The following is a 26,479-nucleotide window of genomic DNA, read 5'->3' as shown; positions in this document are numbered from 1 at the left end:
GCGCCTGCTCAGGTGGGCCGTTGGCCGGCACCGTATCCTGCAGCGTTGCGCTGTCCGTCGTAAATTTCATCGTCGTAGCGGGCTGCAAAGGTTTTGAGCGTTTCGCGCATCACGGCTGGGGTGCGGCGGTTGCACATCATCGAAATGCCTTCCATGACCATGTTCATCAAGATCAGGCGCTGTTCGGTCCGGCGCTCCAGCTTCACCGCCACCGGTTTGAACACCAGGTTGGCCAGCAGCACGCCGTAAAACGTGGTCATGAGGGCAATACCGAGTTGCTTGCCAATCGCGTTCATGTCGCCTGCACCCAGTAGGTCCATGAGGTTGATCAAACCCAGCAAGGTGCCCAGCATGCCAAAGGCTGGCGCGTAGTTGGCCATGACGCGAAACAGCTGGGCTTCAGCGGTTTCTTTGGCCCGCATGCGGGTGATACGCCATTGCAGCAGGTCCAAAATGTCGGTCTCTGGCGTGCGGTCGATGATGAGCTGCACGCCGGTGCGCAGAAACGGGTTGGTCACCTGGGCCAGCGCCTGTTCAACGGCGCGCAGATCGCCCTGGATCCACAGGCGCGACATGCGCACCAGCTCGTCAATGTCTTTGCTGGTGTTGAGCCGGTCGTGGCGAAACACCGTACCCACCAGGTGGAAAATCCGCAGCACCTCGCGCAGCGGGTAGCTCAGAAACGTGGCGGCCAGCGTGCCGCCCAGCACGATGGCCAGGCCCGGCACGTCGACGAACAGCATCGGGTCGTCCACAGCGAACAGCAGCACCACCGCGAGAAACGCGGTGCTGACCAGAATGCCGATCAGGGTAGAGGGATTCAAACGGAACGCTCCAGGGAAAAGATCACATCATTTTCCTTGGGGCGGGTGCCGGCCAAAGGCCGGAACAGGGTGGTTTTTTGGGTGCTCTTCAGCGCATACCGTTGCGCTGCGCCAGCTCAACAAACAGGGCCGAGTGGTCCAGGTCGCCCAGCCCGTGTTCGGTGGCTTGGGCAAAGAGCTGTTCAAACAGGCCAGTGATGGGCGCTTCAAAGCCAATTTCGCCGGCCGTGGCCAGCGCGTTGCGCATGTCTTTGAGCTGCACGGTGATGGCCGCGCGTTTGGTGAAGTCGCGTTCAACCATGCGCTGGCCATGCACCTGCAAGATGCGGCTGTCGGCAAAACCGCCGGTGATGGCTTGCTTGACCTTGGCCATGTCGGCGCCACCTTTTTCGCAGAGCAACAGGGCTTCGGCCACTGCGCCAATGGTGATGCCCACAATCATCTGGTTGGCCAGTTTGGCCAGCTGGCCGGCGCCGTGTGGGCCCACATGCGTGGGGCGCCCCAGCAGTTCCAGCAGCGGCTGTGCGCGCTCAAAGTCGGCGGCTTCCCCGCCCGCCATGATGGCGAGCGTGCCTTGTTCAGCGCCCACCGTGCCGCCCGACACGGGGGCGTCGAGGTGCTGCACACCCTGTGCTTGCAGCCGGGCGGCGTGCTCGCGTGCCTGGCGCGGCTGTATGGACGACATGTCCACCACCAGCGTGCCCGGGCGCAGGGCAGGGGCGGCGCCTTGGGCTAACAGCACGTCTTCCACCACGGCGCCGTTTTCCAGCAGCGTGATGACGATGTCGGCCTGGGCCACGGCTTCGGCCGGTGTTTCAGCCACACGGGCGCCGAAGGGCAGCAGGCGCTCGGCCTTGGTTTTCGAGCGGTTCCACACGCTCACGGTGCAACCGGCTTCACACAAGCGGCGCGCCATGGGAAAACCCATCATGCCGATGCCGAGCACGGCCACCTGGGCCGGTTGTTGAGAAGGTTTCTGGGACGCGGTAGAGGTGTTCACGTGGGTCTTCTTCGGGTGGTCGATGGGGTCTGCAAGAGAGGCGTTTTGAAAATTGTAGGTGGAGTGTGGCGGGGGTGCGTGACACAATGCCGACGCATGAAAGCCCCCCAACGCCCCGACCCGGCCTGGCTGGACAGCCAGTACAACAACCGCGCCCTGGTGCCCGAGCACGCGAGCCATTTTGAGCGCTGGGCCCGAGATTCCGCCGCGGCCCGAGCCGATGGCGATGCCCTGCTGGACGTGGCCTACGGGCACGGCAACGGTGAAACGCTGGACATTTTTCCCGCCGCGCGCCAGCCGGGCACGGCGCCCGCACCGGTGCTGGTGTTCATTCACGGCGGCTACTGGCGCAGCCTGGACAAAGCCGACCACTCGTTTCTGGCACCGCCTTTTGTGAAGCAGGGCGCCTGCGTGGTGGTGCCCAACTACGCGCTGTGCCCGGCGGTCACCATTCCAGACATCACGATGCAAATGGTGAAAGCGCTGGCCTGGGTGTACCGCCACATCGCCACCCATGGCGGTGACCCGAGCCGTATCACGGTGGTGGGCCATTCGGCCGGTGGGCACCTGGCCGCCATGCTGCTGGCCTGCCAATGGCCCACCTACCAGGCCGACTTGCCAACGGCACTGGTGAAAAACGCGCTGTCTATTTCAGGCCTATACGACCTGGAGCCGCTGCGCCACACACCGTTTTTGGCCGACTCGCTGCGGCTCACGCCCGAGCAGGTGAAGCAAGCCAGTCCGGCGCTGCTGCCGTCGCCTGTGGTGCATGGTGGGCGCGGGGTGCTTTACACCGTGGCCGGGGGCAACGAGAGCGCTGAGTTTTTGCGCCACAACCAGTTGATCCAGCAGGTCTGGGGCCGCGGTGTGGTGCCAGTGTGCGAAGCCCTGCCGGGCCTGAACCACTTCAGTGTGTTGGAGGCGCTGGTGCAGTCCGGGCACCGGTTGCACCAGCTGGCACGCCAGCTGCTGAAGGCGTAGGCCCAGCCCTGTCCGGCGCGACGTGCTTGACGCCAGGATGCGGTGGAACCGGCTTGGCCGGACCACTCGCATTGCCCCCTGATGTGCTGAGGGCTGCGGCTCCAAGTCTGCCCGCGCAGATTTGGACAGCCCGACGTGACGTCGGCTCTGCCGGTGGTGCGGCCTGCAAGGCACGCCGCAGGCGGCGCGGGGGGCCCTACATAAACAGGTGTTCACCGGCGTTTTCGCCGCCCAGCACCACGTAGTTCACCTTTTTCAAGTCCGCCAGCTTGGTGCCGCCCGAATAGCTGATGGAGCTTTGCACGTCCTGCTCCATTTCAATCAGCGTGTTGGCCAGCTTGCCCTTGATGGGCTCCAGAATGCGCTTGCCTTCCACGTGCTTGTATTCGCCCTTGTTGAAGTCGCTGGCCGAGCCGTAGTATTCCTTGAACAAGGCGCCGTCCACCTCCACGGTTTTGCCGGGTGACTCTTCGTGGCCGGCAAACAGCGAACCGATCATGACCATGGACGCGCCAAACCGGATGCTCTTGGCAATGTCGCCATGGCTGCGGATGCCGCCGTCGGCAATGATGGGCTTGGTGGCCACGCGGGCGCACCACTTGAGCGCGCTCAGCTGCCAGCCGCCAGTGCCAAAGCCGGTTTTCAGCTTGGTGATGCACACCTTGCCCGGCCCCACGCCCACCTTGGTCGCGTCGGCGCCCCAGTTTTCCAGATCAATCACGGCTTCGGGCGTGGCCACGTTGCCGGCAATCACGAAGCTGCTGGGCAGCTTGCCTTTGATGTAGCCGATCATGTCGCGCACGCTGTCGGCATGGCCGTGGGCAATGTCGATGGTGATGAATTCCGGCACCAGGCCCTCAGCCGCCAGCGTGTCCACCGTGGCGCGGTCGGGCGCTTTCACGCCCAGCGAAATGGAGGCATAAACACCCTTGGCATGCATGTCGCGCACGAACTGCACGTTGTCCAGGTCGAACCGGTGCATCACATAAAAGTAGCCGTGTTGCGCTAGCCACAGGCTGATGGATTCGTCCACCACCGTCTTCATGTTGGCGGGCACCACCGGCAGGCGAAACTTGCGCCCTCCCAGCTCCACGCCCGCGTCGCACTCTGAACGGCTTTCCACGCGGCATTTGCGCGGCAGCAGCAGGATGTTGTCGTAGTCAAAAATTTCCATAAAAACCAGGCTCCAGAAAACTGTTGTGTGTGAACAGGGAGAGCGCTTGGCTTGGGTCCGGTCTTCTGTCCGGCCGGAACCCATCCGGCCAAAAAGAAACCGGGCGCAAGAATCTTGGGCCCGGTGATCGATTCTAGGCGCAACCAACCAGCAGCAACAGGCCGTGTGACCCGTGGCGCCCATATAGGTTTTATACAGATGGGCGTATACCCGGCGCGCGCAGGCTGGCCTTCCTACAATCAAGCGCATGTTGTTTGAAGAATCCGTCTCTCCGTCCCCGCTGCTCGCGGGCCTCAATGCCGAACAGGGTGCCGCCGTGACGCTGCCCGCCGAGCACGCGCTCATCCTCGCGGGTGCCGGCTCGGGCAAAACCCGCGTGCTCACCACCCGCATTGCCTGGCTGCTGCAGACCGGGCAGGTCACGCCGGGCGGCATTTTGGCGGTGACCTTCACCAACAAGGCCGCCAAGGAAATGATGACCCGGCTGGGCAGCATGCTGCCGATCAACGTGCGCGGCATGTGGATCGGCACCTTTCACGGCCTTTGCAACCGGTTTTTGCGCGCCCATTACAAGCTGGCCAACCTGCCGCAGACGTTTCAGATTCTGGACACGCAAGACCAGCTGTCGGCCGTGAAGCGGCTGTGCAAGCAGTTCAATGTGGACGACGAGCGCTTTCCGCCCAAGCAGATTCAGTATTTCATCAGCGGCTGCAAAGAAGACGGCCAGCGCCCAGCCGACGTGGTGGCCCGCGACGAAGAGACGCGCAAGAAGGTCGAGCTTTACGCGCTTTACGAAGATCAATGCCAGCGCGAAGGTGTGGTGGATTTCGGTGAGCTGATGCTGCGTTCGTATGAAGTGCTGCGCGACAACGACCCGGTGCGCGAGCACTACCAGCGGCGCTTTCGGCACATCCTCATTGACGAGTTTCAAGACACCAACCGCCTGCAATACGCGTGGATCAAGATGTTCAGCGCGCCGCCGGTGGAGGGCTTGAGCGGCCCCGGCAACGCCGTGTTTGCCGTGGGCGACGACGACCAGAGCATTTACGCGTTTCGCGGAGCACGCGTGGGCAACATGACCGACTTTGTGCGCGAGTTTCGGGTGCGCCACCAGATCAAGCTGGAGCAAAACTACCGCAGCGCCAGCAACATTCTGGATTCGGCCAACGAACTCATCAGCCACAACAGCCACCGCCTGGGCAAAAACCTGCGCACCGACGCCGGTGCGGGCGAGCCGGTCCGTGTGTTTGAAGCCACCAGCGACTTTGCCGAAGCGCAGTGGATGGTGGACGAGATGAAGCAGCTCGCGCGCGAAGACATGCCGAAAACCGAAATGGCCGTGCTTTACCGCAGCAACGCGCAAAGCCGGGTGGTGGAAACCGCGCTGTTCAACGCCGGCTTGCCGTACCGCGTGTATGGCGGTCTGCGCTTTTTTGAGCGCGCCGAAATCAAGCACGCGCTGGCCTACCTGCGCCTGCTGGAAAACGCCAATGACGACACCAGCTTCATGAGGGTGGTGAACTTCCCGCCGCGCGGCATTGGGGCGCGCAGCATCGAGCAGTTGCAAGACGTGGCGCGCAGCTCGGGCTGTTCGCTGCACGACGCGGTGAGCGCCGTCACCGGCCGGGCCGGCGTGGCCATTGGCGGTTTTGTGGCCAAGCTCGATGTGCTGCGTGAGCAAAGCGTGGGCATGACGCTGAGCGAAATCATTGAACTGGTGCTGGAGCACAGCGGCCTGCTGGAGCACTACCGTGCCGAGCGCGAAGGGCAAGACCGGGTGGAAAACCTGGAAGAACTGGTGAGCGCGGCCAAGAGCTTTGTGGGCATCGAAGGCTTTGGCCGCGACGCCGTGGCGCGCACGGTGGATGCGCAGGGGCAGCCGCTCACGCAAAGCCCGGCCAGCCAGGGGCTGGACGCCTCGTTGCCGATGCTCGACGAACCGCTGGCGCCTGACGCCGACACCGGCGAAACCATGAGCCCGCTCGCGGCCTTTCTCACGCACGCGGCGCTGGAATCCGGCGACAACCAGGCCCAGGCCGGTCAAGACGCGGTGCAGCTCATGACGGTGCACGCCGCCAAGGGCCTGGAGTTTGACTGCGTGTTCATCACCGGCATGGAAGAGGGTTTGTTCCCGCACGAAAATTCCATGAACGACCGCGACGGGCTGGAAGAAGAGCGCCGCCTGATGTACGTGGCCATCACCCGCGCACGCAAGCGCCTGTATCTGAGCCATTCGCAAACGCGCATGCTGCACGGGCAGACGCGCTACAACCTGAAGAGCCGCTTTTTTGACGAGCTGCCAGCCGCCTGCCTGAAGTGGCTCACGCCGCAGCAGCCCGCCTGGGGTGCGGGCGGTGGTGCTGGTGGATCGGGCGGCACAGGCAGCTGGCAAAACGGCAAGCGCAGCTTTGGCGCTGCACCGGTGTTGCAGCCGTCATGGTCGCCCGGGTTTGCCGAGCGCGGCGACCCCAAAGGCCTGGGCCAAAACGCGCCCGAGCCCGACCGCGGCACCGACGTGAAAGCCGGCAAAAAGGTGTTCCACAACAAATTTGGTGAGGGCAAAGTGCTGGCCATTGAAGGCGCCGGCGCCGACGCCCGCGCGCAGGTGAACTTTTCTCGCCATGGGGTGAAGTGGCTGGCGTTGAGCGTGGCCAAACTGACGCCTGTGGACGACTGACTTGCGGCGGTCTGCTGCGCGTTTCGTCGGTGGGGGCCACAAAAAAGCCGTGACCGGCGAGCCGGTCACGGCATAAAAAATCACGCGGTCTCTGATTGCAATTGCTTGCTCCGCGCAACCTTGGAGAAAAAAGCAGATGGCACGCCCTCGGCGCGCCATTCGTTTACATCAGAAGTCGTGGCGCACGCCCACGGCGTAGCGCTGTGTATCGACCTGCTTGACGCCAGCAGCGGTTTTGCGTTCGTTGGTGCGGTAACCAGCGTACACGCGGGTGCGCTTGGACAGGGTGTAGGTGGCGCCCAAACCGAAGCCGTTGGCTTTGAGGGTGGTGGTGCCGTTGACTTCGGTCTCGCTGTTGGCATAGCCAGCCGACAGGCTGACTGCGCCCAGTGGCACGGTAACGCCCACCGAGATTTCGCTGTCGTCACCCGCGGTTGCGGTAGCACCATCACGCATGTTGTAGCCTGCCGAAATGCTGGCCACGCCCAAGTTGTAGGAGCCAGCCACCGTGGTGTATTTGTTCTTGGTCTTTTCGTCCTGGTGGCCCAGAGCGACGTTCAGCGCGCCGGCCTTGTAGCCAACCATGAATCCCACCAGGGTGTCATCTGCGCCAGCGGTTTGTTCGAAAGCATAGTTCACGCCGCCATACACACCGCCCATTGACGGCAGGTCGTAGCGCAACATGTTGGCGAAACGGCTGGAGAAGTCGCCACCCGAGCTGAACACACCATTGGAAGCCGGTGTGAACGAAGAGTCGAACACATCGCTGCTGTAGGCCAAAGCGCGGACATCGTCGAGCACCGTGGTCATGCGACCGGCGCGAACCTGACCAAAGCCACCCGACAAGCCCACGGTGGACGCACCGTGGAAAGTCGTTGCGTTCGTGTACTGACCGGTGGACAGGTTGATGCGCTGCTCCAGCTGGAAAGTGGCCTTCAGGCCGCCACCCAGATCTTCGGTACCGCGAAAGCCCAGGCGCGACGTGGTCAGGCCGCCGTCAAACACTTTTGATTCGCTGGACTTGCCAAGCGTCTTTTCAGCGCCCACTGCGAGGTCGGCGCGGCCATAGATGGTCACAGAAGACTGCGCCAGTGCGGCACCGGAAGCGGCCAGAACGGCCAGAGCGATAAGGGATTTTTTCATGAGGGTTTCCAAAAAAGTTTGTCGCAAGGTTTTTTGACTCGCGCCCGTTGCCGATTGCAATCAGGTGAACGTATTGAAACAACCAAACAAAAAATCTCTGTGACACAAGCCGTATTTGCCCTAAGTGTTGCGGTTTGGCAACTTGGTGTGTTCGGGGCTTGCGGTTTCAACCCTGGCCGAGCGGGTGTCCTGTGATGCTGCGCGCTTTGAGCAGCCTGAAAAGACGTTGGGGTGGGTGCAACCAGGCTGCTGCCCTCGTGGTGTCATGAAGTGAGATGGCTTGGCGCTGTCGCGAGGCAGAAGCCCAAGTTGCTGATCAAGCGCAGGCCTGCTGGCACTGAATCCGAGGGGTGAACCCTGTGGGCAGGGGTTTCAACAAGGTGGGGTTTTGAAGGATCCGCAGGCCTTGATGCGGCTGCGGATCAAGCAGCCGGCGAAAGCGGCTGCTTGGGCGCGAAGGCTGCTGCTGAAGGTTTAAACGGCGGGTTTACCGTTACGGTTTGGCTGCAGCCTTGCTTGGCTCGTCCGGCAGTTCGCCCACTTGCACAGAGATACCCAGCAGCACCGCTTTGCTGGTGTAGTAGCGGTCCAGGCGCCATTCGCTCAGCAGCTCCAGGGCAAGGCCAAAGTCGTCGTAATCGAGTTGGTACAGGTCCGAAAGCTTGAAGGGCTCTTCCGACTCCAGTGCGACCACCAAAGCCGACAGAATTTTGGCCTCGGGTTTGCCAGGGTTGCGCTCGATCAGCTTGCGGGTTTTTTTCAGTGCTCTCATAAACGGCCTCTGGCTCTCAACGGTTGATACAGGCGGATGAGGTCTATTTGCCTCGTCTTTGCCACTTGTGATGGAGCATAACCAGCGCCACGCCCTGTGTGATGACAAAACAGTGGCAGTTTCGTGACGAGCAGGGCGAGGCAATAGGCACCTGGGCTCCCGGCCTGATACCGGTTGATACAGCGTTTGTCACTGTGTCGCCACAAGCGATCTGCAACATCAGCCGGTAGCCAATCGCACAGGAGTTGTATGGAAAAAGAAAATGCAGTGGCCTCACTGGGTCAGGCCACTTTGTTGCTGCCCGCCTGGATCAAGGCCGCCTTGCAGGCCAACGACCGACTCAAGCTTTATTTGTCGGTGTTGCAGTCGGCGGCGCAGCGTGCCGCCAACCCGGCCGCCAGCTCGCCCGACTGGACGCGCGAGATCGCCCACCTGGGCCTGCGCGATGCCTCTTGGCTCAAAGACGTGGCCACGACGGCCTATTTGCAAGACCAGACGCTGATCGTGCCCGAGCTGTCTCTGTGGCTGGAGGCGCTGGCTTCGGACCTGAACCTGATGGCTCGGCCGCTGTGCGACGTGCCCGAACACAGAGACGCGCCCCTGGCGGCCCGGCGCGACCGCTGGCTCAAGAAGATCGAAGACCTCATTGACGAGGAAGGTTTGAGCGCCCAGGCGCTGAGCGATCTGACACACGGCAACCGCCACGGCAGCGACAGCTTCCATCTGCTGGTGATGGACCTGCACAAGCAGCTGAACAACATGGCGGTGGCGGTGGCCACGGAGGATGTGGACGGCGCCCACGTCTGGCAGGTGGACGACGCAGACCGCCCGCTGATTCGCGCTTTCATGCGCGGGCTCGCGCGCACCGCTGCGCTGAAGTTCAACCACCCGGGCCTGGACACCGCAGTGACCCGCGATGGAAACCGCCTGCTGATTCAAAACGACATTGGCACCAACGACGCGCATGTGCTTGTGATTGAAGTGGAGGATCGAAGGATCCACCTGACCTATTCAGACCTGCACGTGGCGCGGTTCGGGTTCTTCCAGCAGATGCTGGAGGGCATTGGTTTTGAATGGACGGTTTTCGACCCACGCACCACGGAAGGACTGAACCAAGGCAAGCCTTACCAGGTGGGCAACGCGGTATTTGCGGCGGCCGACGATGAGGCGTTGCAGGAGGCGCTGGAAGCCGTGGCTTCGCGCATTGTGTTCGTGATTGACTGGAACCGCGCTCGCAAGCGGCTGCAGGAGTTCGTGCGCAAACCGGTGGCCGTGGCCGTGCTGCGTTTTGCGGCCGAACAGGATCTGGGCCACATGGCCTGGTTGCTCGCGGGGGGTGAACAGCTGGTGTACGAGGCCATGCAGGCGGTGGACGGAGACGCCTTTCGCATTGGCGACCGCCTCGACCAGGTGTTGGGCGAAGCCGCCACTCAAGCGTTTTTGCAAGACCTGCTGCGCGTGGCCAGCGTGAAACTGCGCGAACAGCAACCGGTGGCGTTGATTGCGGACGAAGCCCGGTTGCTGCTGGCGCGGGTACTGCAGCGCCGTACCTTTGAGTTTGATTTGCTGGCCGAACACGCGGCCTTTTGCCATGCGCTGGCGCTGGCACTGAGCGAGGCGCTGGAGTTTGCCAACAACACCACCGAAGGCGTGCAGCGCGCCAAGAAGTGGGAGCGCAAGGCCGACCACCTGCTGATGGAAGCGCGGCGCCGCGCCGAGCGCCAACCACGCTGGCTGCCCGTGGTGCAACTGCTGGATGAAATGGACGACATTGCCGACGCGCTGGAGGAGGCGACCTTTATCCACAGCATGACGCTGGCACTGCCCCTGACCGGGCTGCCGCCGGCTGTGAATGCGGTGCTGGGTGAGTTGGCTGACACCACCCTGGCCGCCATCCAGGACCAGATCAAGGCGATTGAAATTGCGCGCCACATGAGTGAGCACACCGAGCCGTCCGACAGCGAGGCCTTCTTGCTGGCGCTGTGGCGCATGCTGCGCGCCGAGCGCATTTGCGATGACCTGTTGCGCACCGCCCGCGCGCGCATCGTGCAGAGCCTGCACGCCACACCGGCCTTGTTTTCGCTGGCCACCGAACTGGCCGCCACCATCGAGAGCGCCACCGACAGCCTGCTCACGGCCGGCTATGCGCTGCGCAAAATGGTCTTCAACAAATCAGGAATGTCTGCATGAACGCCACGCACCATTGGCCCAAACATTTCTATCTGGTCGCGAGCGGCCAGACCCCGCCGCACCACAAGCCCACACCCGAGAACATGGGTTCCAAGGCGCACAACCTGCTGCGCATGGCCTCCATTGGCTTGCCGGTGCCTGCTGCGCTGGTGATTGGTACCCACTTCACGCGCTCGCCCGAAGACTGCATGCTGCCGCTGTTCAGCGTGGGCCTGCCGGCCCTGGAGTCGGTCACCGACATGGTGTTTGGCGATCCGCGCCAGCCCTTGATTGTTTCGGTGCGTTCAGGGGCGCCCGTGTCCATGCCCGGCATGATGGAGACGCTGCTCAACGTGGGCCTGTGCGAGGCCACGCTGCCGGGCCTGTTGCGCCAGACGGGCAACCCGCGTCTGGTGTGGGATGCCTACCGCCGCCTGATCGCCACCTACGGCGAGGTGGTGGCCGGTTTGCCCGGCGCCTTGTTTGAAGAAGAGATTCGCCGCACCACGCAGGGACGGGACGAGCGGCTGCTCGACTTCAGCGACCTGCGCGATCTGAGTCGGCGTTTTCTCGCGATGTACCTGGAACACGCGGGTGAGCCGTTTCCCCAAGAGGTGCGTGCCCAGTTGAGCGGGGCGGTGCACGCCGTGTTCGCCTCGTGGCAGCTGCCCAAAGCCAAAAGCTACCGCGAGATGCATGGGATCGATGACGCGATGGGTACCGCGGTGACCATTCAGCGCATGGTGTTTGGCAATTCGGGCTGTCACTCGGGCGCGGGTGTGGGCTTTACCCGCGACCCCACCAGCGGAAGCAACCAGATGTGGGTGGACTTTTTGGCCAATGCTCAGGGCGAGGACGTGGTTGCTGGGCAGCGCAACGCGCATGGGCACGCCGTATTGGCCCAGGCTGCGCCGGACGCCTGGAACGAACTGCAGGCCACCGCGCTGCGGCTGGAGCAAGAGTTTGAAGACATGCAGGACTTTGAGTTCACCGTGCAGGACGGTGCGCTCTACATGCTGCAGACGCGCTCGGGCAAGCGCACGCCGCTGGCTTCTGCCCGCATCGCGCTGGACATGCTGGATGAGGGGCTGATCAAGGCCGAGCAGGCGCTGGAGCGCACCGCGTCTTTGCAGGACGCTGAGCTCGCTACGCAGCGCCTGGTGACGCAGGACGCAGAGACGTCTGAGGCGGGGCCGGTGGCACCGCTTGCCCAGGCTACGTCGGCTTGCAACGGCGTGGTCAGCGGCGAGATTGCGCTGGACGCCCAGCGCGTGCAAGAGCGCAGCGCCGCCGGTGTGGCGGTGGTGCTGGTGCGCCAGGACGCCCAGACCAGCGACATCGCCGCGCTCGACGCCGCGGCTGGCCTGCTGACCCACCGCGGTGCGCGCACTTCGCACGCAGCGGTGGTGGCCCGCCAGATGAACCGGGTGTGCCTGGTGGCCTGCGACGCCTTGCACATCGACGAGGCGCGCCGGGTGGTGCGGCTGGGTGACCGCGAATTCGACGAAGGCGACCTCATCACGCTCGACGGCAACGAGGGCCTGGTGTACGCCGGCCAGGTGGCTGCCGTGGGTGTGGTCGACGAGGTCTTACTGGCGCGGCTGGCTGCGCTGCGCGAGGCCTCGGGCCTTGGCCCGGCCCACAAGCCCGGGAAACACAAACACCAGCACCCGCATCAGCACCACGCTTGAGCCGCCACACAACCCGTCAAACCGGCCAAACCGGTCGATACCCCCCTCACTGAGATCCACGCCATGAACCTGGGAAACGATTTTGTCGAGAACCACACCTTTGAAGAGTTGCAGATCGGCCAGACCGCTCGGTTGCTGCGCACCCTGACCCCGCAAGACATCCAGGCCTTTGCCGCGGTCTCCGGAGACACCAACCCCGCGCACCTGAACGCCGAGTACGCCAACGACACGCTGTTTCACGGTGTGATCGGCCATGGCATGTGGAGCGGCGCCTTGATTTCTGCGTTGCTCGGCACCCAGTTTCCCGGCACCGGCACCATTTACCTGGACCAGGCGCTGCACTTTTCGCGCCCGGTCCGCATTGGTGACACCTTGACGGTGAGCGCGACCGTGATCGCCAAGGACGAGCACAAGAAAGTGGTTGAACTGGCCTGCGAGGCGGTCAACCAGAAAGGCGAGTGTGTGGTCAGCGGCGTTGCGCGGGTGCTTGCACCGGCACACAAAGTGCGCATGCCCCGGGGCAGCGTGCCGCGGATCCAGGTGTTTGATCCGGAAGCCCGCTTCAACGACCTGCTTGCCATGGTCCGAACCCTGCCAGCGGTGCGCTGTGCCGTCGCACACCCGTGTGACGAAGGCTCGCTCAGGGGCGCGGTGGACGCCGCAGGCTATGGGCTTCTGGTGCCGGTGCTGATTGGGCCCGAGGCCCGCATCCGGGCGCTTGCCGACACCCTGGACCTGGATCTGAACGGCATGGACATTGTGAACATGCCGCACAGCCATGCGGCAGCCGAACACGCCGCAGCCATGGCCGCCGACGGTGACGTGGCAAGCCTCATGAAGGGCAGTCTGCACACCAACGAGTTCATCAACGCCGTGCTGGCCCGCCGGGAACTGCGCACCGGCCGGCGCATGTCGCACGTGTTCCGCTTCGACGTACCGCTGTACAGCAAGCCCTTGCTCATCACCGACGCGGCTCTCAACATCCGCCCGACGCTGGAAGAAAAGGCGGACATTCTGCAAAACGCCATCGACTTCGCCCGCTTGATGGGGGTGGAGTTGCCGCTCGTGGCCTTGCTGTCGGCCGTGGAAAACGTCAGTTCCAACATGCCATCCACACTGGACGCCGCAGCGCTTTGCAAGATGGCCGATCGTGGCCAGATCCGGGGCGGTTTGCTGGACGGTCCACTGGCTTTTGACAACGCCATTTCCGTCGAAGCAGCGCTGATCAAAAAGATTGATTCCCCGGTCGCAGGGCAGGCAGACGTTCTGCTCGTTCCCGATCTGGAAAGCGGCAACATGCTGGCCAAGCAGCTCGAATACCTCGCCGGTGCGACCGGCGCCGGCATCGTGCTCGGAGCCAGCGTGCCGATAGCCCTCACCAGCCGGGCCGACGGCCCGCGGGCACGTGCCTCGTCAGCGCTGCTGGTGCAGCTGGTGGCGCACCACGGCAAAGCGAGTGGTTTGAAAACCGGGGTTTGAAGCGCTCTGGCGGCTTGCAGGGGCCCCAATCGTTGGGACTGTCCTGTTTCTGGTTTATCGCCCGGGCCGTGATGGGCGCGCTGGTCGCTGTAGGTGCGTGGCGCGCGCGCCTTTCAGGCAAAGCCCCGGGACGCGCGCAAAGCCTCAAGCCATGATGTGCAGACCCGCGTCCACGTAGATCACGTCGCCGGTCATGCCCGACGCGCCACCGCCCACGAGGAAGGCCACGGCCCGCCCCACTTCGGCAATGTCCACCAGCCGGCGCCCGGGCGCGCGGGTTACGGCCATGTCGATCAGTTCGTCAAAGTGCGCAATACCCGACGCAGCGCGGGTGCGCAGCGGGCCTGGCGAAACGGCAAACACCCGGATGTCTTTTTCGCCCAGCTCCTTTGCCATGTAGCGCACGCTCGATTCCAGAGCGGCCTTCACCGGGCCCATGAGGTTGTAGTTGTTCACCACTTTGTCGGCACCGTAGTAGCTCATGGTGATCAGCGCGCCGCCGGGGTTCATGATGGGTTCGGCATGGTGTGCCATCTCGATAAAGGAGTGGCAGGACACCTGCATGGCCTGCAAAAACCCCGTCTGCGAACAGTCCATGATGCGGCCGTGAAGGTCTTCGCGCGGGGCGAAGGCGATGGAATGGATCACGAAATCGATGGAGCCCCACGTCTGCTCGATGGTGTCAAAAACCGCCTTCATTTGCCCTGGCTGGGTCACATCCAGCGGCAGCAACAGTGCCGCGTCAATTTGCCGGGCCAGGGGTTCAACGTGTGGCTTGGCCTTGTCGTTGAGATAAGTCAGTGCAATGTCCGCACCAAATGCCCGCAGCTTGGCCGCGCAACCAAAAGCAATGCTGTCGCCGTTGGCCACCCCGACCACCAAGCCCCGCTTGCCTTTGAGCATGTCACCAATGCGGGTGTTTTCGTCCCATACCTTGGGCAAGGGATCGATGGAGTTGGCGTCGGTGAACATGGTGTTTTCCTGGTGTTTAAAAATTTTAGGTGGTCTGGCTGCGCGCTGGCGCTTGTGCGCTACAGCGTCAGCAGCTCGGCTGCATGTTCGGCGAGCATGCGCTCTTCGTCGGTCCTGAAAACCAGCACCCGCACACGCGATGTGACGTCGCTGATCACGGTGTCGTTTCGCTGGTTGGCTTCGGCGTTGATGTGGATACCCATCCAGCCCATATCGGCCAGCATCGCGGCGCGCACGGCAGCGGCGTTTTCTCCAATGCCGCCCGTGAGCACCAGGGCGTCGAGCCCTCCCAGGCAGGTCGTCAGGCCGCCGATCTCGCGCCGCGCTCGGTCTGCGAAGTACGACAACGCCTCGCGGGCGGCGGCGCTGTCTGACGCTTGCAGGGCGCGCACATCGTGCGTGAGGCCAGACAAGCCCTTGAGGCCCGATTGTTTGTAGAGCAGATCGCTGATGGCTGCTGCGCTCATGCCTTTTTCTGCCATCAGGTACAGCACCACGCCGGGGTCCATCTGGCCGCAGCGCGTGCCCATGGGCAGGCCGTCAAGGGCTGTGAATCCCATGGTCGAGGCGACCGAGCGGCCGTCGCGCATGGCGCACATGGACGCGCCGTTGCCCAGGTGCGCCACGATCACCCGGCCATGGCCGAGCACCGGGTCGTAAGCGCTTAGCCGGCGGGCGATGAACTCGTAGGACAGACCGTGAAATCCGTAGCGCCGTATGCCTTCGTCGTAGTAGCTTCGCGGCAGTGCAAAGGTGTCGGCCACAAAGGTGTGGTGGCGGTGAAAGGCTGTGTCAAAGCAGGCCACTTGCGGCACGCCAGGAAACGAACCGCGCGCTGCCTGTATGCCGGCCAGGTTGTGTGGCTGGTGCAGCGGTGCAAGCGGCACCAGACGCTCAAGCTGGGCCATGAGCGCATCGGAGATCACCGCGGGCGCCACATGGTCCGTGCCACCGTGCACCACCCGGTGGCTCACTGCGGCCAGGCGTGCACCCGCGTAAACCTGGTCCATCCATTCAAGGATGGCCTGAACGGCCTCGGCATGCCGCGTGGGGCCGGGTTTGAAACTGAAGCTGTGCGCGTCTTGCGTGGCCGATGCGGCGGAAAACCTGGCCCTGGCACCCAGGCCTTCGACCTGACCCGTGGCCAGCAGGGGCAAGCCGTCGCTTGCCGCGTAGGTTGCAAACTTGACAGACGATGAGCCAGCGTTCAGGGTCAGCAGAAGGGGAGTGGCTGCCACGTTCGGTTCCGGCTCAGTCGCCGTGGCGCAGCATCACGTAGCGCCCGGGGGCGGCGCCCAGCGCGGGGTCAACCAGGGGCTGGCGGGCATCGGTCAGTTCACCGCTGCCTTGACCCTGCATCCAGCCGCTCCAGGCTTCCCACCAGCTGCCCTGTCGCTGCGCCGCGGTGACTTCCCATTCGTCCGCAGAGCAGCGGTGTGTGGCCCGGGCGGTGGTTTGCATCTGGTAGTGGCGCCCTGCATGGCCCGGTTCGGACACAATACCCGCGTTGTGCCCGCCGTTGGTGAGCACGAAGGTCACGTCGGTGTCCACCAGCTGGTGTATCTTGAACACCGAGCGCCAAGGCGACACATGGTCCTTGACGGTGCCGACGGCGAACACCGGCACATCGATGTCGCGCAGCGAGACCGCCTGCCCCTCGAACGGGTAGCGGCCTTCGGCCAGATCGTTGCCCAGGAACATGCGGCGCAGGTACTGGCTGTGCATCACGGCCGGCAGGCGCGTGACATCGGCGTTCCAGGCCATCAGGTCGTTGCTGAAGGGCTGTTCGCCCAGCAGCACCGAGCGGGTGCGCTGCCCCCACACCAGGTCGCGCGAATGCAGGAACTGGAACGACCCGGCCATTTGCCGGCCGCTCAGAAACCCCTGCTCGGCCATCATGTCTTCCAGCATGTCCACCTGGGCGGTGTCGATCAGCACGCCCATCTCGCCGGGTTCGGAAAAATCGGTCTCGGCGGCCATCAGCGTCAGGCTGGCCAGGGGTGTCTGCGGGATGTCCGGGGTCTCAAGGCGCTTGAGTGCTGCGGCCGCGATGGCGGTGAACGTGCCGCCCAGGCAGTAGCCGGCCAGATGCACCGGTTGCTGCGTGGCCGCGTGCACATGGCCCAGCGCATCGAGCACGCCCAGGCGCACGTAATCGTCCAGCGTCAGCAGGGCGTCGTCTTCGTCCGGGTTGCGCCACGACACGATGTACACCGTGTGCCCATTGGCCACCAGCCAGCTCACCATGGAGTTGTGTGGCGACAGGTCCAGGATGTAGAACTTCATGATGCAGGACGGAACGATCAACACCGGTTCCTTGTGCACCTGCTGGGTGGTGGGCAGGTACTGGATCAGCTCCATCAGCTCGTTGCGCAGCACCACCTGCCCGGGGGTGGTGGCCAGGCCATGGCCCGGGCTCAGTGGCTGCGCGTCCAGGTGCAGCGGGGTGAGCCCATGTCGCTGGCGCCATTCGTCGGCAGCTTGGGCCATGCCCGTGACCAGGCTTTGGCCGTGGGTGCTCGCGGCCTTGCTCAGCGCCTGCGGATTGGACAGGAGGCAGTTGCCGGGCGAAACCATGTCCAGCCATTGCCTGGAAAGAAACTGCATTTGCTCGCGCGAGTGCGGCTCCATGCCGCGCAGATCGGCAGCGCTTTGCCACCAGCGCTCCCAGGCCACGTTGGCCGACGCCATGCTGCTCCAGGGCCACTGGTTCCATGCCGGGTCGTCAAAGCGGGTGTCCTTGGGCTGCGACGCGTTGTGGGGTGCGTCGGCCTCAGCGGCGGCTTCCTGGCCATTCAGCGGCGCGGGTACCAGCCGGGACGCAGCAGCGCGCAGCGATTCTTCGGCCCAGGCCAGTGCGAGTAGCTGGGCCTCGGTACCCAGGCGGGCTTGCGTGCCCGGCGAAACCGTCAGATTGAGGAACCAGTCGGTCCACGCGCGGGCGACTGACACGGGCGACAGCCCGGCGCTGGCCCGGGCCAGCGCCGCATGGGCAAACTGGTCCAGGGCTTCTGCGGCTTGGTGGAGCTGCTGGGGGGTGTGTTGAGGTGACATGTTCAAAATGCTACCGGCCCTCTGTGTCAGGCGTTTGAAAAAGCGCCCGTGTTTCAGAAAGCTTGCCGGGGCGGGGTGGTTACCCGGCGCGCGGCTGCGTGGCTGCTCAGGTGCCAGCCACCGTGCTGCGTGGTGTCGTCGCGTCAAAAGGGCGGCCGTGCCCCGCTGGCCGTTTGGTGCATCCATTGCTGCACCTGGGTTGCCACCCACTGGGGAGCATCCAGCGGCAGATCGTGCCCGGCATCCGGGTGGACGGCCAGCTGACAGTTCCAGGCCCTTGCCAGCGCGACTGAGCACCGGGAGTCCACCAGGTGGTCTTGCTGGCTGGTCAGCAGCAAGACCGGTGGGGCGGGCGCTGTGGTGGGCGCAAGGAAGCGGGCCGCTGCGGTGAGTTGGCGCAGGGCGTTGGCTCGGGACACCGGCCTTTGCAGCCGCACCTTGACCCAATCGGGCAACACACGGCGGTGCTGCTCGGCGTGGTTGCTGGTCATGCGCAAAATGCCGTGTTCGACAGCCTCAACCGAGAGGGACGGCGTGGCCAGCTTGAGCAGGCCAAGGTAGTTGCGCGGCAGCAAGCGCCGGTAAAAGGGGCTGAAGGGGCGCACGCTGGTGTTGATCAGCACACACCCGGCCACCTCGGCCGGCGCGGTGCGGGCCCACTCGATCGCCACCATGGCACCCAGCGACATGGCCAGCAGATGCACAGGCCCGCTGACGCCACGGCGCGCCAACGCTTCACGGCAGGCGTCTGCCATGGCGCCAACCGTCCGGGGGCTCTGTTGCCGGTGCAGCAGCCCGTTGCCGGGCAGGTCCAGCGCAATGATCTGTGATTCCGGGAAGCGTTTTTGAAACTTCTCGGGAAACGAGCCCCAGTGGGCGGTTTCCCGTGTGAGGCCTCGCAAAAAAACCCAGGTGTCCATGGCGCGCAGTCAATACCAGTGGGTCAGCGCGCTGGCGTGGCGTGCCGCGCGCTGGTGGGGTGTTGGCATCCACCGTTCGTGGCTGGCGGCGGCGCGCACCAGAAAGTCGAGCAGCGATAGGTGGCGCCTGAGCACCCGCTGCAGTCGGTGACCAATCAGCGGGTTGAAGATGCCGTTGCGCGAAAACAGTTGCCGGGGGTTTTTCTTTATCCACAGCCAGGAGCCCATTTCCAGCGTGAGCGGTAAAAAAGTGCGCGCGGGATCGTGACAGGCCTGAAGGTAGAGGTGATCCCACAGATCGCCATGGGCCAGGTACTGGGCGCTTTGGGGCTCAATGATATAGGGGTGGTGGCTGTGCGACTGTTCAAAGATTTCCTGCAGTGCGTGCAGCTCGGCCAGGTGCGGTATGGGGCTGCGTGTGTGGGCAAAGGGAAACCACAGGCGGTCGCTCACGCCGAAGCCCGAGTGGCAGTCGATGGCCAGACTCACGCTCCGCGTCAGCAGCTCACGGTGGACCACCTCGCACACCGCCTGGTTTTCCGCTTCCATCGGCTCGCCCAGCCGCCCCCGGTACCAGGGCAGTCCGGCACTCAGTCGCTGGCCCCCCATCAGGTAGGGCACTTTTTCCAGTGCGTCCACGGGTGCGTTGCGCATCAGGTCCACGCCACGCGGGTTAGCGCGGGTCGCGGACCACATGCCGCCGGGGTTGACGACGGGCATGAACACCAGCCTGACCTGTTCCAGTTGCCGGTGCAGCATCGTGTCCCAGCGCAGCCGCATCACCAGGTGCTGCAGATAGGCGGTCACGACCTGCGCGCCAATGCGTTCAAGCCCATGCACCCCGCCAAAGAAGCCCACAGCCGGCACGTCGGGGCTGGGGTTCCCGAGGCAGATCGCATACACGGGAAAGCGGTGGCCCGCCGCCACCGACACCTCGCGCACCACCTCCACCTGAAGGTGGGGTGCGCCCTGTTCTACGATTTTTTCCAGCGCGGACAACTCGGGCAGGGCGTTCTTGTGCACAGCAAAAAAGAGGTTGGGGGTGTGCCCGTGAAAGACGGCGCAGCGCGCTGAGCATAACGCCTGACCATGCCGTTTTGAGGGGCAGCAAGGTGCCACCATAAACGTCATAAAAGTGACCTGAAATATTCACACAGACGCGTTAACTTGGCCGCACATTCACACGATGTCAGGAGTGCCTCATGGTCTGGAAACTGCTTGGTCTGCAGCATCTGCTGGACGCCCTGTTTGACGACGGTTGGTGCCGACTGTGCCTGCCAGAGACCGATGGAAGCTTTTATGAAGAACACTTCGGAACGCTGGAAGACTGACCCGCTGCAGCTCGTCAAGCGCATCGGCTTGATCGGTTGCAGCGTGGTGTGCGGCATCCTGGAGTTGTTTGCACTGCAACGCTCGCGCTACCTCGCGCGGCGCGCTCGCAGCCACTCCGCCTGGAACCGCTGAGGCCCTGAACCCAGCTGCCCGCCAGCTGTGCGCGGGGTGCCTGGGTTGCGCGCTTGAATCTGCCGCGAGCACCTTAGCGCTGGTGAATCACTCGCACCTTTGCGCGCGGAGAGGTGCTCCCGCCCAAGCGCGAGCGTGCGCCTGCTTTCTGTTGACCCAGCGCGACCATCCAGCTAAAACGGCTGCACCGCCGCACCTTTGCCACACCCCTGCCACATGCGGTTTCTAGCATGAAGCAGCACCGCCTTTCGCGGTGCTTGGCTCCAGTCATCGTTCCTTCCATTCAAGGGGTACTTTCATGCGACATCTGATTGTTGGTTTTGCTCTGCTGAGCGTTGCCGCGGGTTCGGTCCTGGCTTCGCCGCCTGAGCACAAGAAGGGGCAGCGCGCTGAGCGTCCTTCTCATGTGCAGCTGGGTATGCGTCCCTTTTTCCTCGTCGATGACATGAGCGACAGCCCGCTCAAGCAGCGGCTGCAGCAGTGTGGCCAGCGGGGTCAGTTCAAAGCCAGCGACTTCTCCATTGGTCACCGCGGAGCGGCCATGCAGTTCCCCGAACACACCCTGGAGTCTTACACCGCAGCGGCCCGCATGGGTGCCGGCATTGTGGAATGCGATGTGACCTTCACCAAAGACAAAGCGCTGGTCTGCCGCCATGCGCAGAACGATCTGCACACCACCACCAACATTCTGGTGACGCCGCTGGCGGCCAAGTGCACCCAGGCTTTTGTCCCCGCGACGCTCGATGCCAACGGCAAGCTCGTCACGCCCGCCAAAGCCGAGTGCCGAACCAGCGACATCACCCTGGCCGAGTTCAAAACCCTGCGTGGAAAAATGGATGCCTTTAACCCGGCAGCCCGCACACCGCAAGAATACCTGGGCGGCACGGCCAACTGGCGCACAGACCTCTACTCTGGCCCCAGCAGCGGCACACTCATGACACACGCGGAGAGCATCGAATTGTTCAAGACGCTGGGGGTGAAGATGACGCCCGAACTCAAAAGCGCCAGCGTCGAGATGCCGTTTGACGGGTTCACGCAGCGGGACTATGCACAGAAGATGGTTGATGAATACAAGCGCGCGGGCGTGCCGGCGCGCCATGTGTGGCCGCAGTCGTTCAACATGGACGATGTGCTGTACTGGGTAGAGAAAGAACCCGCGTTTGGCCGCCAGGCGGTTTACCTGGATGACGCCAACACCGTTGCCGACCTGCCCAGTGCCAACGATCTGGTGGGTTACAAAAGCGCGGGCATCAACATCGTCGCGCCGCCCATCTTTGCATTGCTGAGCACCGATGCGTCCGGCCAAATTGCGCCCTCGGCCTATGCGCGCAACGCGCGTAACGCCGGCTTGGGCATGATCGCCTGGACGCTGGAGCGCTCAGGTATTTTGGCCGATGGCAACAACGGCTATTACTACCAAACCTTCGACTCGGCCATCAAGACCGAAGGCGACATCTTTCGTGTGCTCGATGTGCTGGAACGCGACGTGGGCGTGATGGGTGTGTTTTCCGACTGGCCCGCCACCACCACGTTCTACGCAAACTGCGCCGGCTTGCGTTGACCGTTTTCTGCCCCTGTCCTCACGGGCCAGGGGCATTTCAGGCGGCCCGCATTCAAGGCAGCACGACGCCGCTGGCGGTGGTTACCCTCTGGTGCGAATAGTTGGCTGGTGCTGGGCGGCTGATGCTGCCCTGCGCCAGCACATAGTCAACAAAGGTCTGGGTGTAGAGCAGGTAGTTGTTGACGTAATTTCCGGTGGCGTAGATGGCGCCGAAGGTGGTGTAGCCGTCTTTGCCGCTGGCGATGAAGTCGTTGGTGGCCACGGTGTAGGTGCGAGCTGGGTCAATGGCGCTCCAGACACCGGTGCTGCGGTTGCGCACTTGCACATTGCTGAAGCGGCTGCCCTTGGCCCGGCTCATGTCCATGTCCCAGCGCAATGCCGCTGCGTAAGGGTGCGAGCCGCTGGACTGGGCGCTGTCCAGGTGGTTGGACACCGCATCTTCCAGCGCATTCACCAGCTGCTGACCGGTCATCGGCAGCTCCACCAGCACGTTGGTGAAGGGGAGCAGGGTGAAGGCCGTGTCCATGCTCAGGGTGCCGGCTGGCACTGGGACGCGCACGCCACCTGCGTTCTGAATCGCCACATCGGCGCGCAAGCTACCCGCCAGGAAGGACTCTGCCACCACCTGCGCAGCATCGCTCCCCCGTGCCAGTGTGTTGGCCACTTCGCAGCCGGCCGTGCCTCCAGACCGGTTGGTGCTTTCACCGGGCACCCGAACCAGGCACAGTGCCTCGCTGGCGGTGCCAATGGTTTCTGCCCTTTTGGCAGCCACCTGGCTGGAGAAGCTCGCCAACGTGAGCGAAGCCACGGTGTCTGGCTCCACCACGCGCACCGTGGGCACCGTCGCCAGCGAGCGAATGATCTGCAGGCGGGTGGCATCGTTCACAGCCACAAATGCGCCAGAGCTGTCTTTGCGCCGGAAGTTGGAGCCAATCAGCAGCGAGGCCTGGCCTTCACACGCATCCACTTCGCCACGGTTGTTGAAGCGCAGGTTCAGCTCGCCCAGAGCCTTGCTGTATTCCCAGGCTTGCACCACGCAGACGGTCTTGCCGTCTTTGTTGGTGACGCGGGTGGGGTAAGCGCCCGAGCTGCTCAGGCCCAGGGCTGTGAAGTCGCCCAGTAGGGAGTGCGAGTCGCCGCCCACGATGGCGTCCACGTCGGTCAGTTGGGCGGCCAGCGCCCTGTCGGCTTCAAAGCCCTGGTGCGTGAGCAACACAAAGTGGCGAATGCCCTGCGTTTTGAGTGCGTCGATGGTGCGCTGCGCGGCCTCGGCTTCGTCTTCAAACACGGTGGTGTCCAGCGGGCGCGAGGAGTTGGTGGTCTTGCCCTTGATGTCAATGCCAATGACCGCGATCTGAACGCCGCCAACGGTTTTGATCGTGTAGGGCCGAATGTAGCCCTCGGCCAGCGGTGTGCCGGCCTGCGGCTTCACGTTGGCGGCCAGCACCGGTGTCTGGCAGGTGCCGCTGCGCAGGAAGTCCAGAAACCTTTTCAGCCCCGCATCGCTGTCGTCAAACTCGTGGTTGCCCAATGCAAAGGCGTCAAAGCAAACTGTGTTCATCAAGGCAGCGTCGGCCTCGCCCTTGAACAGCGTGTAGTACAGCGAGCCCGTCATGGCATCGCCCGCATGCAGCTTGATCACGTCTTGCCGATTGGCGTAGCCCGCAAAGGCGGTGGTGACCCGGGGAAAGCCGCCCAGCTCCACCTGTGTGGCCACGCCATCCAGCACCAGCTCGGTGTTGGAGAAGGCATCAAGCTGGGAATGGTGGTCGTTGATGTGAGCCAGTGTCACGTTTATTGCGGCGAAACTGGGTTCGGCGACGGGCGCTGGGTCGGAACCGCCACAAGCGCTCAGCGTGGTGACCATCAGCAACGAGATCAAGGACTTGGGAAGGGAGGGATGTAGCTGTTTCATGGCGCAATGGGTTGGTGAATACCTTTTCGATGCTGCAGTTCATTTGTGTAGGCCCCTTGACAGAACTGTGAAGAAAAAAAGCGGCCCGAAGGCCGCTTGAAGCCAGCCATTGAAGGCCGGCGTTTCCGAGTTGTTGCTACCGGTCTTGCGGTCAGGTGCCGATCACGCCGCCGTCATTTTTTGTGATCACGATGGTGGCTGAACGCGGGCGTTTGCCGGCGCCGTAGCCAGCGCTGGCAGGCCATTGGCTTTCAAACTTGCCAGGGTCGTTCACGTCGGCCATGGCGGTGTTTTCGCCGGGGTGCTGAATGTTCACAAAGATGGCGCGGCCATCTGGCGTTTCACACCAGCCCGTAATTTCAGCGCCCTTGGGGCCGACCAGAAAGCGCGCCAGCGTGGTGGGCGTCGGGGTTTTGCCCATATAGGTGGTGACTGCCTTGTCGCCGTGCTTGACGGTGCGCGCACTGCCGTCGCCGAGCTTGCCGGGAATAGCGGCCAGCATCATGCAGTTGGTCTTGTCGGTGTAGGCGCCGTCGTCGGTCTGGATCCAGCAGATGCCGGTGGCCGGGCTGAACACCAGGCCGTCAGGCGACGACATGTCGTTCTCGTCGGTCAGGCTCGACAGATTGACGGTCGCCTTGTCGGCTCCAGCTTCCGCGCCGAACACATAGATGTCCCACTTGAAGGTGTCACCGGCTGGCGTGGTATCGGCCATGCGAACGATGTGGCCGTTGACGTTGCCTTTCTGTTCCCGGCTGCCCTTCATGTCGGTGTACATGCGGGGGTTGACCGCGTCGGTGGTGGCGGCGGTGCGGTTGCTGTTGTTGGTCAGCGTGATGTAGACCTCGCCGGTGCGCGGGTTCACGCCGCCCCACTCGGGACGGTCCATCTTGGTGGCGCTCACGGCGTCTCCAGCCAGGCGCGTGAAAATAGCCACGTCGGCGTCGCTCTTGAACTCGAAGTACGAACTGTTGGCGATCACCGGGTTGTTCATCGACAGCTCGACCCATTCGCCGGAACCGTCTTCCTTGAAGCGGGCGACGAACAGGGTGCCTTTGTCTAGGTACTTGTCGCCAGCAGCCAGGCGGTTCGATCCGCTAGCGTCTCTCGGATCCCATTTGGCCGCAGAGACGAATTTGTAGATGTATTCGCCGCGCGCGTCGTCACCCATGTAGGCCACGATCGGCTGGCCCGACACCGGCTTGGCGAAGGCCACGCTTTCGTGCGCGAAGCGACCCAGGCCGGTGCGCTTGCGCATGGGGGCCTTGGTGTCGTAAGCGTCCACTTCGACCACGTAGCCGAAGCTGTTCATTTCGTTGCGGTAGTCGTCCTTGGCCGATGCGCCAATGGCGCTGTTGTTCCAGCGCACGAAGCGGTCTTCGGTGCCACCGCTTTCCCAGCCGTGGCGGCTGGCGGTGCCGGCGCGGCGGCCGTAGCGTTTGAGCGCCTGCACCTGCTTGTCCTTCTTGCGCGCGTCGTCGTCTTTGGCGTCGCGGGTGAAGTAGCCGAACCAGTTTTCTTCGCCGCTCACAAACGTGCCCCAAGGCGTCTTGCCGGTACCGCAGTTGTTCAGAGTGCCGCGGCACTGGGTGGCGTCGGCGCTGTACTTGGTCACCAGGTGTTCGCTGCCGCGCGCCGGGCCGTGAATGGCTGCGGGCGTCATGGTGGTGATGCGGCGGTTGAAGTTCGAGTTCGCCTTGTATGCCCACTGCTTGCCGTCTGCTTGCACTTCAACGAAAGACAGACCGTGGATCGCCAGCTCTTTGTCCACTTCAGACGCAGGACGCGGCAGCGTGGACGCGCCGCCATTGGCGTGAATGAAGAACGAGGCCAACTTCTCGTCGGTCGTGGCTTCGTGGTTCACACCCAAGATGCCGCGGCTGTTGAAGCTGTCAGATGCCTTGCCCGATGCGTCCAGACCGAACCACTCCATGCCGTCGTGGTGATCGCCAGCGCGCTGATCAAACGCCGTGTCGGTGCCGTCGTTCTTGAAGGCCGGCACGTTCGTGGCCAGCGGATCGCCCAGGGCGTAAAGGATTTGCGCGGTGTAGCCATCGGGGATGCTCACTGTGTCCGCAGTGGTTTTGGCCACGGGCTTGAAGCCTAGGCTGTTCAGCGCGGTGCCTGCGGTGCCGCCGCTGCCGGTGGTGGCGCAGCCCGTGAGGGCTGCTGCACCCAAAGCAGCGCCGGCCATGCCCGTGCCCTTAAACAGGCTGCGGCGGCTCAGGCGCGCGTCCAGCACCTGTTCAAAGGCGGGGTTGCTGGTGGTGTTGGAGTCTTCGTCGTTGAAGTCGATGGCGGGGTGGTGGGCGTCGTGGTTCATAGGGACAGAGTCTTGTGAAAAGGTAAAAGTCCGAGGCAGTGTCTGAAGGTTGTGTGAAACCTTCGTGACGCCCAGGCGCTAAAGCGGTTACGGGGCGGATGAACCGCCCCGCAGTGTTGATTCATTTCCAAAACTGGGCCATTTCGGGACGAGTTCACGTTGAAATCTGAGCCACGTTGCCGCTCTATCCTGCTGAATTTTTCAGCACGGAGGAGCAGGAGTGATCAACGTGAGCACATTGAGCAAGTTACGCCGCCTCGTGCTGAGGCAGGACGTGTCGGTGCGCGAGGCCAGCAGGCGCCTCGGTATCTCGCGCAACACAGCCACCAAGTGGCTCAAGGACGGCCAGATGGCCGAGCC

At 63.6% G+C, this 26,479-nt stretch carries 21 protein-coding genes; 9 read left to right on the top strand and 12 right to left on the bottom strand.

The window, feature by feature from the left end:
* Window positions 1-8: 8 nt before the first annotated feature.
* Window positions 9-824 carry a motility protein A gene (locus AC0GNR_RS16220; protein ID WP_472901938.1) on the bottom strand — a complete coding sequence of 272 codons (816 nt, stop codon included), beginning with the start codon at window positions 822-824 and terminating at the stop codon, window positions 9-11.
* Window positions 825-912: 88 nt separating this feature from the next.
* Window positions 913-1,824: an NAD(P)-dependent oxidoreductase gene (locus AC0GNR_RS16215; RefSeq protein WP_472901937.1), complete on the bottom strand. Its 912-nt coding sequence runs from the start codon at window positions 1,822-1,824 to the stop codon at window positions 913-915.
* A gap of 96 nt (window positions 1,825-1,920) precedes the next feature.
* On the opposite strand from AC0GNR_RS16215, the gene AC0GNR_RS16210 reads away from it, so the two are divergent.
* Window positions 1,921-2,805: an alpha/beta hydrolase gene (locus AC0GNR_RS16210; protein ID WP_472901936.1), complete on the top strand. Its 885-nt coding sequence runs from the start codon at window positions 1,921-1,923 to the stop codon at window positions 2,803-2,805.
* A gap of 196 nt (window positions 2,806-3,001) precedes the next feature.
* On the opposite strand, the gene AC0GNR_RS16205 is transcribed toward AC0GNR_RS16210, so the two are convergent.
* Window positions 3,002-3,979 (bottom strand): GMP reductase, encoded by a 978-nt coding sequence (locus tag AC0GNR_RS16205; protein WP_322303625.1) that lies wholly within the window; start codon window positions 3,977-3,979, stop codon window positions 3,002-3,004.
* Between the two features lie 247 nt (window positions 3,980-4,226).
* Here AC0GNR_RS16205 and AC0GNR_RS16200 point away from each other — a divergent pair, with 247 nt between their 5' ends.
* Window positions 4,227-6,656 (top strand): UvrD-helicase domain-containing protein, encoded by a 2,430-nt coding sequence (locus AC0GNR_RS16200; protein ID WP_472901935.1) that lies wholly within the window; start codon window positions 4,227-4,229, stop codon window positions 6,654-6,656.
* A 168-nt stretch (window positions 6,657-6,824) separates the two neighbouring features.
* On the opposite strand, the gene AC0GNR_RS16195 is transcribed toward AC0GNR_RS16200, so the two are convergent.
* Together AC0GNR_RS16195 and AC0GNR_RS16190 are read right to left on the bottom strand one after the other, a co-directional pair.
* A complete protein-coding gene (locus tag AC0GNR_RS16195) occupies window positions 6,825-7,799 on the bottom strand; it encodes a porin (RefSeq protein ID WP_472901934.1) in 975 nt (324 codons plus the stop codon).
* A gap of 493 nt (window positions 7,800-8,292) precedes the next feature.
* A complete protein-coding gene (locus tag AC0GNR_RS16190; RefSeq protein ID WP_472901933.1) occupies window positions 8,293-8,571 on the bottom strand; it encodes a hypothetical protein in 279 nt (92 codons plus the stop codon).
* A gap of 249 nt (window positions 8,572-8,820) precedes the next feature.
* Here AC0GNR_RS16190 and AC0GNR_RS16185 point away from each other — a divergent pair, with 249 nt between their 5' ends.
* The 3 genes from AC0GNR_RS16185 to AC0GNR_RS16175 all read left to right on the top strand — a co-directional run bounded on the left by AC0GNR_RS16185 (window position 8,821) and on the right by AC0GNR_RS16175 (window position 13,910).
* Window positions 8,821-10,761, top strand: a complete 1,941-nt coding sequence (locus AC0GNR_RS16185) for a phosphate transport regulator (protein WP_472901932.1) — start codon at window positions 8,821-8,823, stop codon at window positions 10,759-10,761.
* Complete coding sequence (locus AC0GNR_RS16180; protein WP_472901931.1) at window positions 10,758-12,431, top strand: PEP/pyruvate-binding domain-containing protein; 1,674 nt, start codon at window positions 10,758-10,760, stop codon at window positions 12,429-12,431. Before AC0GNR_RS16185 ends, AC0GNR_RS16180 begins: the two co-directional genes overlap by 4 nt.
* A 63-nt stretch (window positions 12,432-12,494) precedes the next feature.
* A complete protein-coding gene (locus AC0GNR_RS16175) occupies window positions 12,495-13,910 on the top strand; it encodes a bifunctional enoyl-CoA hydratase/phosphate acetyltransferase (RefSeq protein ID WP_472901930.1) in 1,416 nt (471 codons plus the stop codon).
* Between the two features lie 144 nt (window positions 13,911-14,054).
* On the opposite strand, the gene fabI is transcribed toward AC0GNR_RS16175, so the two are convergent.
* The 5 genes from fabI to AC0GNR_RS16150 form a co-directional block, all read right to left on the bottom strand.
* On the bottom strand, window positions 14,055-14,813 hold the full coding sequence (gene fabI, locus AC0GNR_RS16170) for an enoyl-ACP reductase FabI (RefSeq protein ID WP_472901962.1): 759 nt from the start codon (window positions 14,811-14,813) through the stop codon (window positions 14,055-14,057).
* A gap of 128 nt (window positions 14,814-14,941) precedes the next feature.
* Window positions 14,942-16,120, bottom strand: coding sequence for an acetate/propionate family kinase (locus AC0GNR_RS16165; RefSeq protein ID WP_472901929.1), 1,179 nt, complete (start codon window positions 16,118-16,120; stop codon window positions 14,942-14,944).
* Window positions 16,121-16,133: 13 nt separating this feature from the next.
* Window positions 16,134-17,936, bottom strand: a complete 1,803-nt coding sequence (locus AC0GNR_RS16160) for a PHA/PHB synthase family protein (RefSeq protein ID WP_472901928.1) — start codon at window positions 17,934-17,936, stop codon at window positions 16,134-16,136.
* Window positions 17,937-18,079: 143 nt separating this feature from the next.
* Window positions 18,080-18,856, bottom strand: a complete 777-nt coding sequence (locus AC0GNR_RS16155; RefSeq protein ID WP_472901927.1) for an alpha/beta fold hydrolase — start codon at window positions 18,854-18,856, stop codon at window positions 18,080-18,082.
* A 9-nt stretch (window positions 18,857-18,865) separates the two neighbouring features.
* Window positions 18,866-19,879, bottom strand: a complete 1,014-nt coding sequence (locus AC0GNR_RS16150; protein ID WP_472901926.1) for a M14 family zinc carboxypeptidase — start codon at window positions 19,877-19,879, stop codon at window positions 18,866-18,868.
* A gap of 179 nt (window positions 19,880-20,058) precedes the next feature.
* On the opposite strand from AC0GNR_RS16150, the gene AC0GNR_RS16145 reads away from it, so the two are divergent.
* The 3 genes from AC0GNR_RS16145 to AC0GNR_RS16135 all read left to right on the top strand — a co-directional run bounded on the left by AC0GNR_RS16145 (window position 20,059) and on the right by AC0GNR_RS16135 (window position 21,881).
* Window positions 20,059-20,187 (top strand): hypothetical protein, encoded by a 129-nt coding sequence (locus tag AC0GNR_RS16145; RefSeq protein ID WP_472901925.1) that lies wholly within the window; start codon window positions 20,059-20,061, stop codon window positions 20,185-20,187.
* Complete coding sequence (locus AC0GNR_RS16140) at window positions 20,156-20,320, top strand: hypothetical protein (RefSeq protein ID WP_472901924.1); 165 nt, start codon at window positions 20,156-20,158, stop codon at window positions 20,318-20,320. Before AC0GNR_RS16145 ends, AC0GNR_RS16140 begins: the two co-directional genes overlap by 32 nt.
* A 418-nt stretch (window positions 20,321-20,738) precedes the next feature.
* On the top strand, window positions 20,739-21,881 hold the full coding sequence (locus AC0GNR_RS16135) for a glycerophosphodiester phosphodiesterase family protein (protein ID WP_472901923.1): 1,143 nt from the start codon (window positions 20,739-20,741) through the stop codon (window positions 21,879-21,881).
* Window positions 21,882-21,933: 52 nt separating this feature from the next.
* Here the strand turns inward: AC0GNR_RS16135 and AC0GNR_RS16130 are convergent, their stop codons facing one another.
* Together AC0GNR_RS16130 and AC0GNR_RS16125 are read right to left on the bottom strand one after the other, a co-directional pair.
* Entirely contained in the window at window positions 21,934-23,796 is a 1,863-nt protein-coding gene (locus AC0GNR_RS16130) for a bifunctional metallophosphatase/5'-nucleotidase (protein ID WP_472901922.1), read from the bottom strand.
* Window positions 23,797-23,947: 151 nt separating this feature from the next.
* Window positions 23,948-26,119 (bottom strand): PhoX family protein, encoded by a 2,172-nt coding sequence (locus AC0GNR_RS16125; protein ID WP_472901921.1) that lies wholly within the window; start codon window positions 26,117-26,119, stop codon window positions 23,948-23,950.
* A gap of 229 nt (window positions 26,120-26,348) precedes the next feature.
* Here AC0GNR_RS16125 and AC0GNR_RS16120 point away from each other — a divergent pair.
* Window positions 26,349-26,479: helix-turn-helix domain-containing protein (locus AC0GNR_RS16120; RefSeq protein ID WP_472901826.1), on the top strand; the 131-nt coding region annotated here is incomplete at its 3' end.

It is taken from the genome of Hydrogenophaga sp. LT287 (genome assembly GCF_055702805.1).
Note: the sequence above shows the minus strand (reverse complement) of the source record. Positions and strands in the feature narration are given on the sequence as shown.

Excerpts from the sequence above, each read along its gene's own strand:
- AC0GNR_RS16210 (WP_472901936.1), top strand. The coding sequence starts at position 1,921 with ATGAAAGCCCCCCAACGCCCCGACCCGGCCTGGCTGGACAGCCAGTAC.
- AC0GNR_RS16205 (WP_322303625.1), bottom strand. The coding sequence starts at position 3,979 with ATGGAAATTTTTGACTACGACAACATCCTGCTGCTGCCGCGCAAATGC.
- AC0GNR_RS16130 (WP_472901922.1), bottom strand. The coding sequence starts at position 23,796 with ATGAAACAGCTACATCCCTCCCTTCCCAAGTCCTTGATCTCGTTGCTG.
- AC0GNR_RS16180 (WP_472901931.1), top strand. The coding sequence starts at position 10,758 with ATGAACGCCACGCACCATTGGCCCAAACATTTCTATCTGGTCGCGAGC.
- AC0GNR_RS16145 (WP_472901925.1), top strand. The coding sequence starts at position 20,059 with ATGGTCTGGAAACTGCTTGGTCTGCAGCATCTGCTGGACGCCCTGTTT.
- AC0GNR_RS16140 (WP_472901924.1), top strand. The coding sequence starts at position 20,156 with ATGAAGAACACTTCGGAACGCTGGAAGACTGACCCGCTGCAGCTCGTC.
- AC0GNR_RS16125 (WP_472901921.1), bottom strand. The coding sequence starts at position 26,119 with ATGAACCACGACGCCCACCACCCCGCCATCGACTTCAACGACGAAGAC.
- AC0GNR_RS16135 (WP_472901923.1), top strand. The coding sequence starts at position 20,739 with ATGCGTCCCTTTTTCCTCGTCGATGACATGAGCGACAGCCCGCTCAAG.
- AC0GNR_RS16195 (WP_472901934.1), bottom strand. The coding sequence starts at position 7,799 with ATGAAAAAATCCCTTATCGCTCTGGCCGTTCTGGCCGCTTCCGGTGCC.
- AC0GNR_RS16190 (WP_472901933.1), bottom strand. The coding sequence starts at position 8,571 with ATGAGAGCACTGAAAAAAACCCGCAAGCTGATCGAGCGCAACCCTGGC.
- AC0GNR_RS16175 (WP_472901930.1), top strand. The coding sequence starts at position 12,495 with ATGAACCTGGGAAACGATTTTGTCGAGAACCACACCTTTGAAGAGTTG.
- AC0GNR_RS16185 (WP_472901932.1), top strand. The coding sequence starts at position 8,821 with ATGGAAAAAGAAAATGCAGTGGCCTCACTGGGTCAGGCCACTTTGTTG.
- AC0GNR_RS16155 (WP_472901927.1), bottom strand. The coding sequence starts at position 18,856 with ATGGACACCTGGGTTTTTTTGCGAGGCCTCACACGGGAAACCGCCCAC.
- fabI (WP_472901962.1), bottom strand. The coding sequence starts at position 14,813 with ATGCTCAAAGGCAAGCGGGGCTTGGTGGTCGGGGTGGCCAACGGCGAC.
- AC0GNR_RS16160 (WP_472901928.1), bottom strand. The coding sequence starts at position 17,936 with ATGTCACCTCAACACACCCCCCAGCAGCTCCACCAAGCCGCAGAAGCC.
- AC0GNR_RS16200 (WP_472901935.1), top strand. The coding sequence starts at position 4,227 with ATGTTGTTTGAAGAATCCGTCTCTCCGTCCCCGCTGCTCGCGGGCCTC.